This window comes from Streptomyces sp. NPDC002181 (assembly GCF_042890485.1).
Classification (GTDB): Bacteria; Actinomycetota; Actinomycetes; order Streptomycetales; family Streptomycetaceae; genus Streptomyces.
This window is the reverse complement of the sequence record NZ_JBIASC010000009.1, coordinates 50,674-63,418: the sequence shown is the minus strand read 5'-3', so window position 1 is coordinate 63,418 and position 12,745 is coordinate 50,674. Positions and strand designations below refer to the sequence as shown.

The window sequence follows — 12,745 nt, the reverse complement described above, 5'->3', positions numbered from 1 at the left end:
GGTTTCGCCGCATGGGTCATCAGGGCGGCCGCGGCGAGCGGCAGATCAGTTCCGTATTCCTCGGCATCTTCGCCGTCATGGCGGTCACCGGCTGGGCCGTGTGGACGGGGTACTCGACGAGCACCGGGCTGGCCGTGTTCCTCTTCGTGACCTCGGCCTGGGTCGTCTCGCTCTGCCTGCACGAGTACGCGCACGCCCGCACCGCCCTGCACAGCGGCGACCTCACGGTCGGGGCCAAGGGCTACCTGACGCTGAATCCGCTGAAGTACACGCACGCGCTGCTCAGCATCGTCCTGCCGGTGATCTTCGTGATCATGGGCGGGCTGGGCCTGCCCGGCGGCGCGGTGTACATCGAACGGGACCGGATCCAGGGCCGCTGGAAGCACAGCCTCATCTCGGCGGCGGGCCCGCTGACCAACGTGGCCTTCGCGGTCGTCTGCACGGCGCCGTTCTGGCTGAACGCCCTCGACGGGGTCCCGATGGCGTTCCGCTTCGCGCTCGCGTTCCTCGCGCTGCTCCAGGTCTCGGCGGCGATCCTGAACTTCCTGCCGGTCCCGGGCCTGGACGGCTACGGGATCATCGAGCCCTGGCTCTCGTACCGGATCCGCCGCGAGGTGGCGCCGCTGGCGCCGTTCGGCCTGATCGCGGTCTTCGCCCTCCTCTGGATCCCGGAGGTCAACGGGTTCTTCTTCGACGTGGTGCGCAACCTGCTGGACGCTCTGGGCGTGTCCGACCTCGAGACCTACTGCGGCCGCGACCTCTACCGCTTCTGGCAGGACACGAACGGCTATTGCGCGGTGCCGCAGGACTGAGCAGGGCAGCCGCCCGGACCCGAGGGGCGTGCCCCGGACCTGCTGGTATACGTCCGCTGCCATGCACAAGGGTGGGGACAGGGCTTCACGCCCACGGAGACGGGCTGCGTGATCGGCGCGGTCGCCCTCGCCTCGATGGTGATCGCCCCGCGCGCGCTGGCCCGCGTGGCGCGGCAGCAGTACGAGGACATGGAGGCGTACGGGACCTGCCGGACCGTGGTCGGCGAGGGGGGTCTGACCACGACGGGCGGGGAGCTGTCCAGTGGCATCGACTGGCACGCGTTCCCCCGGTACCTCGAAACGGACGACCTCTTCGTCCTCATGACGAAGGGCACCCGCATCTACTTCGCGCTGCCCAAGCGCGGCGCTCAGGACCCGGCCGATGTGGACAGGGTCCGGGCCGTCCTCGACCGGAACCTCCGGCGCCTGTAGGCCTCGTACGCGGCCGGATGGCCCGCGCGCGGCGGGCGGGCCGTCAGGAGGTGCGGGCGGAGGCGGCCTTCTCGGCCTTCGCCTTGCGCAGGTAGAACCAGGCCATGTTCGACGTGAGGCCGGCCAGCAGCACCCAGATGATGCCCAGGAAGCTGCCCTCCACGAAGGCGACCACGGCCGCGGCCACGGACAGGACGCAGACGACGATGGCGAACACGGCAAGGCGGGGCATGGGGAACAGCTCCTCGGCGACACGGAACGGGGTGGAACCCCACCAGTCTCCCCCATGCCCCGCAGTGCTCCCGTAAGGCCGCCCCGCGCTCCGCTTCCGCCCCTCTTTCGGCGTTTCCCGATCTTCCGCGCGGCACGCCGCTACGGTCGCCGGGTACGGAAGAACGACAGTCCGGCCTGCACGGTCCGCCACGGCCGGAGCCGGGCGAACTGGGGGGACGGACGGACATGCAGGAGATCTCAAAGGGCGCCAACGTCAGCCTGACGGCCCTCAGCGAAGACGCCGGGGCCGTGGTGGTGAGCCTGAGCTGGAGCAGTGTGTCGGGGGCCGGCGACGCCGACGTCTCGGTGCTCCTCCTGGACGCGAACGGCAAGGTCCGCAGCGAGGACGACTTCTACTTCTACAACAACCCGGCCGCCGCCGACGGAAGCGTGCAGCTGCTGGGGAAGACGCCCACCGGGAACGGGGACGAGGACCGGATCGGCGTGGACCTGACCGCCGTGCCCCAGGGGGTCGAGCGGATCGTCGTGGCGGCCAGCCAGTACGGGGGCGCCCGGTTCGGCGACCTGGACGACCTGCGGATGACGGTCGCGGACCGGTCCGGGGAACCGCTGGTCGGGTTCTCCATCCACGACGCGGGCGTGGAGACCGCGTTCATCTTCGGTGAGCTGTACCGGCGCGGCGAGGAGTGGAAGTTCCGCGCGGTCGGGCAGGGCTACGAGACCGGGCTGGCCGGGCTGGCCACCGATTTCGGCATCGCCGTGCACGAGGAGGCGGAGGAGCCGGAGGAGGCCGGGGACCCGGGCGAGGCGGGCCACGGCGCCGACGCCGTCGCCATGGAGAAGGCACCCGACGCGGAGCCCGAACCGGTCGCCCCGGATCCGGCCCCGTCTCCGGTCACGGCCCCGTCTCCGGTCACGGCCCCGGCCCCGGCCCCGGTCACGGCGGAGCCCGTCGCCGTTCCCTCCCAGACCCGCGGCCGGGGCCCCCGTACGACCACGACCAAGAAGAAGGTCACCCTCCCCAAGGTGGCCAAGAGCTCTCTCGCCGAGAACGACTCCTGGCGCCCGGCCCGGCTGTTCCCGGTGCCGACGCTGAAGAGCGACAAGGAGCGGGAGGTGCGGGCCACCTCCGTGCTGCTGTCCGTGATGGCTCAGGTTCCGGAGTTCGGCCGCCGCCTCACCGCCGCGTTCGGCGCCCCCGCCGGACGGATGCAGACCTTCACCGAGGTGTCCCTCCCCCACGGCGACACCCCGCGCCGCCCGGACGGCGTGATCCGGGTCGAACGCGCCGGCAAGCTCTGGACGGCCCTGGTCGAGACGAAGACGAACGGCAACCCGCTCAAGCCGGAGCAGGTGCAGGAGTACATGGACATCGCCGCCCGCCGCGGCTACGAGGCCGTGATCACGCTCTCCAACGACGTGGCCCTCGAAGGCGCGCCCATGGTGGACGTCAAGATCGACGGGCGGCGCAAGCACAAGGTCAGCCTCTGGCACCTGTCCTGGGCCGAGGTGGCCCACCAGGCCCAGATGCTGATCCGCCACGAGGGCGTGGGCAACGCCGCGCACGCCTGGCTGCTCCAGGAGCTGCTGGAGTACCTGCGGCACGACCAGTCGGGCTGCCACGGGTTCCAGAACATGGGCGCCGCCTGGGTGCCCGTACGCAAGGGGATCGAGGACGAGACCCTCGCCTCCGACGACCCGCGCGCCGTCGAGGTCGTCGAGAGCTGGGAGAGGCTGATCCGCCAGGTCTGCCTGCGCCTGGGCGGGGAGCTCGGGCAGAAGGCGCTCCCGGTGCAGCGCGTGCGGCGCGGCAGCGACCCGCGGGCGCGCCGTGCGGCCGCGGCCGAGAGGCTCTGCCTGGACGGGCGGCTCACCGCGGAGCTGCGCATCGACGGGACGAGCAGCGTCATCGCGGTCACCGCCGATCTGCGGACGGGCAAGGTCCGCACCTGCGTGGACGTGCCGGCGCCGGAGGGCTCGTACCCGCTGACCACGGTGAAGCGGCTGGTCCGACTGCTGGCCGAGGCCCCGGCGGACCTGCACGTGGAGACCCTCGTCGAGGCCGGTAACGGACCGCGCGGCACGCTGGAGCGGCTGCGCCCCGAGCCGGGCGACCTGCTGCCCAAGGGCGGGGCGGCCCTCACCGGGTTCCGCCTGTCGCTGATCAAGGGCATGGGCAACACCCGCGGCAATACGGAGTCCGGTTTCATCCGCAGCGTCGACGAGGCCGTGGCCCGCTTCCACCAGGGGGTCGTGGCGCATCTGGGCCCGGTCGAGGCGCGCGCCGGCCGCCAGAGCTGACGCGGCCCCTGCGTCCGGCTGGTGCCGCCGGGCGCAGGGGCTGCGGGGTCAGACGTCCGTGACGCGCAGGCCCGAGTGGGCCTTGTACCGGCGGTTGGTGGAGATGAGGTTGGCCACCAGGGACTCGACCTGGTGGGCGTTGCGCAGGCGGCCCGCGAAGACTCCGCGCATGCCCGGGATGCGGGCGGCCAGGGCCTGGACGATGTCGGTGTCGGCGCGGACCTCGCCGAGGACCATCACGTCGGTGTCGATCTCCTCGACCGACTCGTCCTGGAGCAGGACCGCCGAGAGGTGGTGGAAGGCCGCCGTCACGCGGGAGTCGGGGAGCAGGGCGGCGGCCTGCTGGGCCGCGCTGCCCTCTTCGACCCGGAGGGCGTAGGCGCCCTGCTTGTCGAAGCCGAGCGGGTTGACGCAGTCGACCACGAGCTTGCCCGCGAGGTCCTCGCGCAGGGCTTCGAGGGTCTTCGCGTGGCCCTCCCACGGCACCGCGATGATCACGATGTCGCTGCGGCGCGCGCACTCGGCGTTGTCCGCGCCCTCCACGCCGAGGCCCAGCTCGTCGGCGGCGCTCTGCGCGCGGTCGGCGGCGCGGGAGCCGATGATCACCTTCTGGCCGGCCCGGGCGAGCCGGTAGGCCAGGCCCCGGCCCTGGTCGCCGGTGCCGCCGAGGACGCCGACGACGAGGCCGGAGACGTCCGGCAGGTCCCACGGGTCCTTGGCCGGCGCCTTCGCCGGTGCCTTCGCGGCGGCCGCGGCCTCGGCGGGCGCGTTCTGAGTGCTGTCTGAGGAGGTCATGGGGGCGAGGGTAACGCCGTGATCGCGAGAGGCGAACGCACATGCGCCCGCCCGGTCGGGCGAAGCGGGGCGAAGTGCTCCCGTAGGTCCCTTTCCTGCGGCAGGATGCCGGTATGGACGCCGTGAGGGTCGCGCTGCTGCGCGAGGTGCTCGCCGGTACGCAGTGGCCCGGCGCCGCGCGCCGCTTCGCCGGATCGCTGCGGCATTCCGTCGTTCCGGCCGGCGGGAACCTGCTGCTGGTGGGGACCGAGCAGTACGAGCCCTGGCACATGGCGGCGCACCTGGTGGACGAGGCCGCCTGGTCCGGGCTGCCGGAGCTGGCCCCCACCCTCGTACGGCACCGGGTGCGGCCCGGTCAGCCGCCGCACCTGTCGGTGGGGCTGGGCCGGCTGGCGGCGGCCCGGCGCGGGTACACGCTGCTGGTGGTGGCCCCGGAGCAGCCGGGGGCGGCGCTGCTGGAGCGGGTGCACGACGCCCGGCGCGCGGGGGCGACCGTACTGTCGCTGCACTGCGGGGATCCGGATCTCGCCGCCCTGGCGCACGACGCGCTGTCCGTACGGGAGGGGGCCGGCGAGCTGGACCTGGACACGGTGCAGCACCTGGTCGGCGCGGCGGCCGGGGAGAACGGCGTGCCGGCGCAGGGCGGACCGCGGCGGCTGCGGGACCGGCTGGCGCGGCTGGCCGACCAGCTGACCGCACCGCCGCCCAGCGGCTGGTAGGCCCCGCTGCGCACCGCTGCCCTACGGCGCGCTCGTACCCTCGTCCTCTTCGCGGGACTTGTCGTTCCACTTGGGGTCGTTCTGCCATTCGAGGTTGCGCTCCTGCGCCGTCTCCATGGCGTGGGTGGCCTCCTCGGGCGTGGCGTACGGACCGAAACGGTCCTTCGCCGGGCACTCCGGGCCTTCCTCGACCTTGTGGTGGACCAGGCAGTAGTACCACTCGCCGGGTTTGCCCACCTGGCGCTTCTTGAACAGGGCCATCGTCTCCGGGCTCCTCTCGATACCGCTCTCCTCCGCCATGCTGCCCCATCCCCGCTGGATACACTCGCTTGCATGTCTGGCCAGTCGCTGCTCGTACCAGGCGAGCTCTCTCCCGCCCGTTCCGTTCCCGGAAACATCCGCCGGCCCGAGTACGTGGGCAAGCCCGCGCCCACTCCGTACACCGGACCGGAGGTGCAGTCGGCCGCGACCATCGAGGCCATGCGCATCGCCGGCCGGATCGCCGCCCAGGCGATGGAAGAGGCCGCCAAGCTGATCGCCCCGGGGGTGACCACCGACGAGCTGGACCGGGTCGCGCACGAGTACATGTGCGACCACGGCGCCTACCCGTCGACGCTGGGCTACCGGGGCTTCCCGAAGTCCCTGTGCTCCTCGGTGAACGAGGTCATCTGCCACGGCATCCCCGACTCCACCGTCCTGCGCGACGGCGACATCGTGAACCTCGACGTCACCGCTTTCATCGGCGGGGTGCACGGCGACAACAACGCCACCTACCTGTGCGGTGAGGTGGACGAGGAGTCGCGGCTGCTGGTGGAGCGCACCCGCGAGGCCCTGAACCGGGCCGTCAAGGCCGTCAAGCCGGGCCGCCAGATCAACGTGATCGGCCGGGTCATCGAGTCGTACGCGAAGCGCTTCGGCTACGGCGTGGTCCGGGACTTCACCGGGCACGGCATCAACTCGTCCTTCCACTCCGGCCTGATCATCCCGCACTACGACAGCCCGCACGCCACGACGGTCATCGAGCCCGGGATGACGTTCACGATCGAGCCGATGCTGACCCTGGGCACGCACGAGTACGACATGTGGGCGGACGGCTGGACGGTCGTCACGAAGGACCGCAAGCGCACCGCACAGTTCGAGCACACACTGGTGGTGACGGACACGGGCGCCGAGATCCTCACCCTTCCGTAACGCTTCACCGTAAAAGCTCTCCCCAAAAGACCTCCGGAGGAGTTTTACCGACAGGACGTCGGGAAGACATTGACTTAGGTAACCCTAAGCGCGAGGATCGGGCGTGGCGGCCGTGCCGTCACGCCCGCCGGGCCCCGCTATTCCTCGTCCCGTCTTCGGAGGATTGTCTTGGACGCCTTCTCTACGGTCATCCGTGTCGCGTCGCACGAGCAGCACACCGAGGCCGAGACCTCGTCGTTCATGAGCGACCTGCTCGGCGGGCGGCTCGGGGTGGACGCGTACACGCGCTACACCGAGCAGCTGTGGTTCGTGTACCGGGCCCTGGAGGACGCGGCCGAGTCCCTGAAGGACGATCCGGTGGCGGGCCCGTTCATACGGCCCGAGCTGATGCGCGTCGCCGAGATCGAGCGCGACCTGGCGCACCTGCGCGGCCCGTCGTGGCGCGAGACGCTGGTCGCGCTGCCCGCGACCGAGGCCTACGCGGCCCGCGTGGCCGAATGCGCGGCCGGCTGGCCCGGCGGATACGTCGCCCACCACTACACCCGCTACCTGGGCGACCTCTCGGGCGGCCAGATCATCCGCGACAAGGCGGAGCGGACGTGGGGCTTCACCCGCAAGGGTGACGGCGTGCGGTTCTACGTCTTCGCGGACATCTCCAACCCTGCGGCCTTCAAGCGGACCTACCGCGAGCTGCTGGACGCGATCGTGGCGGACGACCTGGAGAAGCAGCGCATCATCGACGAGTGCAAGCGCGCCTTCGACTTCAACGGCTCGGTCTTCCGGGAACTGGGCGCGGAGTTCCCGCTGAGCGCCTGACCCTCCCCCGTACGGGCGTACGACGCGTCCGCGTACGGCACGTACGACACGGCACCCCCGGCACCGAGCGGCGCCGGGGTGCCGCTCGCGTTGCCGTTGCGCCGTCAGTCGCCGTGGATCAGCCAGAGGGCCAGGCCGAGGAACATGAGCACGGCTTCGACGGCCTTGGCGCAGAAGAGGGCGAGTCCGGCGCCGATGCTGCCCGCCACGATGCGGTTCGTACGCTGCGCCGGGGTCCGGGGCCGCCGCCAGGCGAGGGCCGTCAGGCCCAGCGGGATCAGGTACGGGAGGGAGAACCACAGCGGGCAGCGCGGCAGGTACGAGGACGCGTAGCCCAAGCCCCCGGCCACCAGCGTCAGCGCCGTGAAGAGCGCCGGGGCCAGCAGCCACCGCCTCGTCTCTTCGGGGTGCGGGTGCGGGTGCGCGTGCGGGTACGTCTGCGGCTGCCGCGGCCAACCTGCGCTCGATGGCGTGTTCATGCAGCCATGGAACCGCCGCACGGCATCGCGCCCGCAGCGCTGAGGTACTCAATCGGGCGGGCGCACCTACTCAGTTCCCGCCTGCCCGGTTCGCGGCGGCGGCAGCTTCGCGAAGCGGACGCGCCCGCCGATCTCGACGGTGCCGTCCGGACCGGGCGCGGTGAGGATCTGGGAGCCCGCGCCCTGGGTGATGTTCAGCGCCCGGTTCAGCTCGGCGGTCAGCAGGATCGCGGCCGATCCGGTGGCCTCGTCCTCGGCGATCACCCCGTCGGGGCGGCGCGGGAAGCCGCGGGCCCGGATGCGGCCCGCGGCCTCGTCCTCCCAGGCCCAGGCGTACAGCCAGCCCTCGCCGGGCGGTGGCGCGGGCAGCGCGTCGACCTCGGCGGGGCTGGCGTACTGCTCGGTGTGCTTGCCCTCGACCCACTCCGGGAGGGCGGTGATCCAGGTGAACTCCCCGTCGTCACGCGCCCACACGGAGCCGGCCGGCGGCTGGAGCTCCTCGATGTCGAGCAGCCAGGCGACCCCGACCAGCGGATGGCCCGCGAAGGACATCCGGGTGCCGGGGGTGCGGATGTCGACGACCCCGCGCTCGGGGTCGTCGACGAACACCGTCTCGCTGTAGCCGAGTTCGGCGGCGAGGGCCTGCCGCGACGCGTCGTCGGGGCAGGTCCGGCCGTCACGGACGACGCCGAGCAGGTTGCCGTGCCGTCCGTCTCCCGCGCAGAAGACCTTGAGCACATCGAGATCGTTCACGCGGAAATTGAAACACGGTTCAGATCTGGGCCGCGCGCCGCCGGCGGGCGAGGAAGACGGCGCCGGCACCGGCCGCGACGACCGCGCCGGAGGTGGCGAGCAGGGCTCCGGCCGGGACTTCGGCGCCGGTGCTGGCGAGGTTGCCGCCGACGCTGCCGCCGCCGCCCACGGTGCCGCCCGTACCGCCCGTCCCGCCGGTCCCGCCGGTGGTGGAGGTGGTGGAGGTGGGCGCCGAGGTGGGGACGACCACGTCCTTGTCGACGGACACCGAGAGGGTGACGGGGTCGGTCGGCTTGCCCTCGGCGTAGTCCGGGCTCGGGGCGCCGATGGCGGTCGCGCCCTCGGCCGTGAAGGCGGCCGGGACGGCGTTCAGGGTGAGCAGACCGCCCGAGGTCCGGTACTCGGCCTTCGACAGGTCGAGGGTGGCGAAGGGGACGTTCGTCTTGGTGGCGGTGGGCGACTTGACGTCCAGGACGAGCGTTCCCTTCTTGCCCTCGGCGTTGATGCGCAGGTTCGAGAAGGTCATGTCGACGCCGTGGTCGGCCCGCTGGAAGCGCAGGTTGCCGGCGAAAGCGGCGCTCAGCTTCTGCTTCTTGACGTCGAGCTCGCCCTTGCCGAGGGCGAAGGCGAAGGTGTCGCCGCTCGCGACGGCCCCGTCGGCCGGGGTGACCGAGCCGCCACCCTTCACCACGTACGAGCGGAAACCTTCCTTCACGCCCCAGGTGAGGCGGCCGCCGAGGAGCTGCTGCGGGCCGTCGGCCGCGGGGGAGCTCGCGTTCTGCGAGGGTGTCGCGGAGTTCGACGGACCCGAGGGGGTCGGGGACGGGGAGGCGGAGGCGGAGGACGAAGGCGACGGGGTCACGGACGGGGACGGGGAGGGGGACGGCTGTCCGAACCGCAGGGCGGCCGTGAGCGGGTCGCCGGCCAGGCCGACGTACTTGTCCGAACCGAGCTGGTCCGCGGCCTCCTTGGTGAGGGTGGTGCCCAGCTTCTCCATGGACTGCCCGCCGAAGGCCACGTCGGCCATGGGGACGTTCGGGGTGAGGGTGCCGTTCTTGGTGACGTCGGCGGTCAGCTTCTTCGTGCCGGTGTCGAAGCGGAGGTTGGCGAGGGTCACCTTGAAGCCGTGCATGGGGGCGTCGAAGGTGACGCTGCCCTTGAAGGCGGCGGTCACGATGTGCCCGCCGTCCTTGTCGTACTGGCCGGTCGCCGAGCTGAAGCGGAAGGTGCCGTCCGCGTTCAGGGTGGCCCCGTCCGCCGGGGTGATCTTGCCCTTGGCGATGTTCAGGACGTACGAGCGGTAGCCGGCCAGGACTCCCCAGTCGAGGGTGCCGTTCACGATCGGCATCGGCGCGGAGGCGACGGCCGCGGAGGACTGCCCGCCGCCCACCGCCGTGGCGGGCAGGACGAAGGCGGTGGCGCCGAGTGCGGCTGCCGTGGCGACGGCGGCAGCGATTGCGAGCGAACGGCGGTGGGACGAGGACATGCGAGGGCCTCCTGGAAGGCAGCGGGGGTGACGGTCGGGACGGGGTGAGGAGAGGAGAGGCAAGGAGAGGAGAGGAGAGGAGAGGGAGCGCGTCAGGGCCGGGACGGCGGCGGCGCGTCGGCGGCTTCGGCGCCTCCGGCGGCTCCGGCGGCTTCCGACGCCTCCGCGGCGCGGTTGCGGCGCAGGAGGAGGAAGGCGGCGCCGGCGGCCAGCACCAGGACGGCCACGCCGAGGGCGGCGTACAGGCCGGCGTTCGAGGACTTCTCGGCCTTCGCCACGGGGGCGGGCGACGGGCCGGAGACCGCCGGTGAAGCGGGCGGGGCCGTCGAACCGAGGTCGGGCAGGGCCGGCAGCTTCGCGGTGGCGTCCAGCGCCACGGAGAGCGAGACGGGGTCCATCTCGGTGCCGGCCTTGTACATCGAGTTGAAGGCCTGCGCGCCGCCCTCGGTGAGGGTGGCGGGGGCCTCGGTGAGCGTGGCGAGCGCACCCTCGGCCTTGAGCCCCTTGGCGTCGAACTCCACCAGCGCGACGGCGTTCTTCGTCTCGGTGCCGGTCGTGACGTCGGCGGACAGCACTCCCCTGCCGTTCTCCACCTTGACGCCCAGCTTGCCGAGCTTCAGGTCCAGATGGGCGCCGGTGAAGTGGACCGTGCCCGCGAAGGCGGCGTCAAGCGTGCCCTTCCCGCCGTCGTACGTGCCCTTGCCCTGCGGGAAGCGGAACAGTGCGCCGCCGTCCTGGGCCCCTTCGGCGAGGGTCCACTTGCCCTGCCCGATGGCGCCGGTGACGTACTCGCGGAACGTACGCCGCACACCCCAGTCGACGGCGGCGTCGGCGAACGACCCCTGGGGGGCCTGCGCATCCTGCGAGGGCTGGGCGGGCGCGCTCGCGGACGGCGCGGGCTCGGCGGCAGGGGCGGCCTTGACGTCGGCGGAGAGCGAGACCGGGTCGAGCTGCGCGCCCGCCGAGTAATAGCCGGCGAAGGCCTTGGCGCCCTGTTCGGTGAGGGTGGCCGGGATGTTGTTCAGGGCGATGGGACTGCCGCCGCCCTTCATGTCGACCCCGCCGAGCCCGAGCGCGGCGAACGGCACCTGGGTCCGGGTGGTGACCGCGCCGGTGTCCTTGGCCTTGCTGGAGACGTCCGCGTAGAGGGTGCCGCTGCCGCCGCTGATCCTGACGGTGGGGCGGCTGAGCGTCAGGTCCAGCTCGTACGTGCCGTCGGGCTTCTGGTGGCCCTGGAAGCCGACGCCGCCGCTGAACGCCGCCTCGAACGCACCGGATTCCGGGTCGTAGGAGCCGGTGGCCGAGTGGAAGCGGAACAGGCTGCCGCCGACCGTGGCGGCTCCGTTCTTCAGCTTGAAAGCGCCTTTCGCGACGGGACCGGTGACATAACTCTGGAAAGACGACTTGATGCCCCAGTCCAGCCGGCCCCCTTGCACGGTGCGGCCGGCCGCATGGGCGGCGGTGACCGGAAGCAGGGCGCCGAGCAAGGCCGCCAGGATCGCCAACAGGGCGACTGCCGACGCGCGGGCGGGTCTTGCGGGCATGGATGTCCCCTCCAGGGCTGGTTAATAAGGTTAGGCTAACCTAAGCTACCTCCAGTCAGAGGGGAACCCCCGCTTCCCCGGAACCTCAGAGCCTGGAACCCCACAGCCCAGCCGGACGATCAGGACGGTGCCTTCGTGCCTACGCCCGCCGCGTCAACCCGCTTCCCCCGCCGCGCCCTTGCCCTCGCGGTCACCTTCTCCGCGCTGGCACTGGCCACCCTGACGGGCTGCGGAGGCACGTCCGCCACCGGACCCGGTGCGGCGGCCGCCGCCCGCCCGGCCTCCGCGCCCGACCGGGTGGAGCCGCTCACCCCGGCCCCGCTGCCCGTACTGCCCGTCACCGTGCCCTCGGCGGACGGCCGCCAGGTGACGGTGACGGCCGCGGACCGGATCGTTCCGCTGACCGGCAGCCTGAACGAGATCGTCCAGACCCTGGGCCTCGGCCCGCAGGTCGTCGCCCGCGACATCACGGCCACCTTCGAACAGGCCGCGCAGCTGCCGGTGGTGACCCGGGGCCATGACGTCTCGGCGGAGAGCGTCCTGTCGCTGCGCCCCACGCTGGTGCTGGCCGAGACCACCTCCGGCCCGGCCGAGGCGATCCGGCAGATCCGCGACGCGGGCATCCCGCTGCTCGTGGTGGCCCCGGCCAAATCGCTGGAGGACGTGCCCAAGCGGATCGAGACCGTCGCCGCCGCGCTGGGCGTCAAGGACGCCGGGGTCCGGCTCAACGAGCGCACCACCGAGCGGATCGCGGCCGCCCGCAAGGGGATCCCCGCCTCCGCGGCCTCCGGGAAGAAGCCCCGGGTGGCCTTCCTCTACCTGCGCGGCACCGCCTCCGTCTACCTGCTGGGCGGCTCCGACTCGGGAGCGGCCTCGCTTCTCGAAGCGGCCGGCGCGGTGGACACGGGCAAGGAGTCGGGGCTCGGCAAGGACTTCACCCCGATCACGAGCGAAGCGCTGGCGGCCGCCGCGCCCGACGCCATCCTCGTCATGTCCAAAGGGCTGGAGTCGGTGGGCGGTACGGACGGCCTGGTGAAGATCCCGGGCGTCGCCCAGACCCCGGCGGGAATGGACCGCAGGGTCGTCACCGTGGACGACGGGGTCCTGTTGAACTACGGCCCGCGCACCGACCAGGTGCTCAGCTCGCTGATCTCCCAGCTGTACGGAAAGACCGCGTGACGTG

At 72.3% G+C, this 12,745-nt stretch carries 14 protein-coding genes; 7 read left to right on the top strand and 7 right to left on the bottom strand.

Translation table 11 applies throughout. From position 1 onward, the window contains the following. Positions 1-11: 11 nt before the first annotated feature. Both ACFYXV_RS22105 and ACFYXV_RS22100 read left to right on the top strand, forming a co-directional pair. Positions 12-812 (top strand): site-2 protease family protein, encoded by an 801-nt coding sequence (locus ACFYXV_RS22105; RefSeq protein WP_385470730.1) that lies wholly within the window; start codon positions 12-14, stop codon positions 810-812. A 108-nt stretch (positions 813-920) separates the two neighbouring features. Continuing rightward, a complete protein-coding gene (locus ACFYXV_RS22100) occupies positions 921-1,244 on the top strand; it encodes a YcxB family protein (RefSeq protein ID WP_385470732.1) in 324 nt (107 codons plus the stop codon). Positions 1,245-1,287: 43 nt separating this feature from the next. On the opposite strand, the gene ACFYXV_RS22095 is transcribed toward ACFYXV_RS22100, so the two are convergent. Further along, positions 1,288-1,476, bottom strand: a complete 189-nt coding sequence (locus ACFYXV_RS22095; RefSeq protein WP_383345475.1) for a hypothetical protein — start codon at positions 1,474-1,476, stop codon at positions 1,288-1,290. A gap of 227 nt (positions 1,477-1,703) precedes the next feature. Here ACFYXV_RS22095 and ACFYXV_RS22090 point away from each other — a divergent pair, with 227 nt between their 5' ends. Then, positions 1,704-3,779 (top strand): TerD family protein, encoded by a 2,076-nt coding sequence (locus ACFYXV_RS22090; protein ID WP_389383808.1) that lies wholly within the window; start codon positions 1,704-1,706, stop codon positions 3,777-3,779. Positions 3,780-3,827: 48 nt separating this feature from the next. On the opposite strand, the gene npdG is transcribed toward ACFYXV_RS22090, so the two are convergent. Continuing rightward, positions 3,828-4,574: an NADPH-dependent F420 reductase gene (gene npdG / locus ACFYXV_RS22085; RefSeq protein WP_383345476.1), complete on the bottom strand. Its 747-nt coding sequence runs from the start codon at positions 4,572-4,574 to the stop codon at positions 3,828-3,830. A gap of 113 nt (positions 4,575-4,687) precedes the next feature. On the opposite strand from npdG, the gene ACFYXV_RS22080 reads away from it, so the two are divergent. Then, entirely contained in the window at positions 4,688-5,293 is a 606-nt protein-coding gene (locus tag ACFYXV_RS22080) for a hypothetical protein (protein WP_385470736.1), read from the top strand. Between the two features lie 21 nt (positions 5,294-5,314). On the opposite strand, the gene ACFYXV_RS22075 is transcribed toward ACFYXV_RS22080, so the two are convergent. Beyond that, the gene (locus tag ACFYXV_RS22075; RefSeq protein WP_376020056.1) at positions 5,315-5,554 is read right to left on the bottom strand and encodes a hypothetical protein; all 240 of its coding nucleotides are present in this window, start codon (positions 5,552-5,554) and stop codon (positions 5,315-5,317) included. Between the two features lie 72 nt (positions 5,555-5,626). On the opposite strand from ACFYXV_RS22075, the gene map reads away from it, so the two are divergent. Both map and ACFYXV_RS22065 read left to right on the top strand, forming a co-directional pair. After that, positions 5,627-6,484, top strand: a complete 858-nt coding sequence (gene map / locus ACFYXV_RS22070) for a type I methionyl aminopeptidase (RefSeq protein WP_030156294.1) — start codon at positions 5,627-5,629, stop codon at positions 6,482-6,484. 168 nt (positions 6,485-6,652) lie between these two features. After that, positions 6,653-7,300, top strand: coding sequence for a heme oxygenase (biliverdin-producing) (locus ACFYXV_RS22065; protein ID WP_389383807.1), 648 nt, complete (start codon positions 6,653-6,655; stop codon positions 7,298-7,300). Positions 7,301-7,404: 104 nt separating this feature from the next. Here ACFYXV_RS22065 and ACFYXV_RS22060 read toward each other — a convergent pair whose 3' ends face one another. From ACFYXV_RS22060 to ACFYXV_RS22045, 4 genes are all read right to left on the bottom strand, one after another. Next, entirely contained in the window at positions 7,405-7,779 is a 375-nt protein-coding gene (locus tag ACFYXV_RS22060; RefSeq protein WP_389383806.1) for a hypothetical protein, read from the bottom strand. A gap of 66 nt (positions 7,780-7,845) precedes the next feature. Next, positions 7,846-8,532, bottom strand: a complete 687-nt coding sequence (locus ACFYXV_RS22055; protein ID WP_389383805.1) for a PhzF family phenazine biosynthesis protein — start codon at positions 8,530-8,532, stop codon at positions 7,846-7,848. A 19-nt stretch (positions 8,533-8,551) separates the two neighbouring features. Then, positions 8,552-10,018 (bottom strand): HtaA domain-containing protein, encoded by a 1,467-nt coding sequence (locus tag ACFYXV_RS22050; protein ID WP_389383804.1) that lies wholly within the window; start codon positions 10,016-10,018, stop codon positions 8,552-8,554. A gap of 92 nt (positions 10,019-10,110) precedes the next feature. After that, positions 10,111-11,562, bottom strand: coding sequence for an HtaA domain-containing protein (locus tag ACFYXV_RS22045; RefSeq protein ID WP_389383803.1), 1,452 nt, complete (start codon positions 11,560-11,562; stop codon positions 10,111-10,113). 135 nt (positions 11,563-11,697) lie between these two features. Between ACFYXV_RS22045 and ACFYXV_RS22040 the strand changes: the two genes are divergently transcribed. After that, a complete protein-coding gene (locus tag ACFYXV_RS22040; RefSeq protein WP_389383802.1) occupies positions 11,698-12,741 on the top strand; it encodes a hemin ABC transporter substrate-binding protein in 1,044 nt (347 codons plus the stop codon). Positions 12,742-12,745 lie beyond the last annotated feature (4 nt).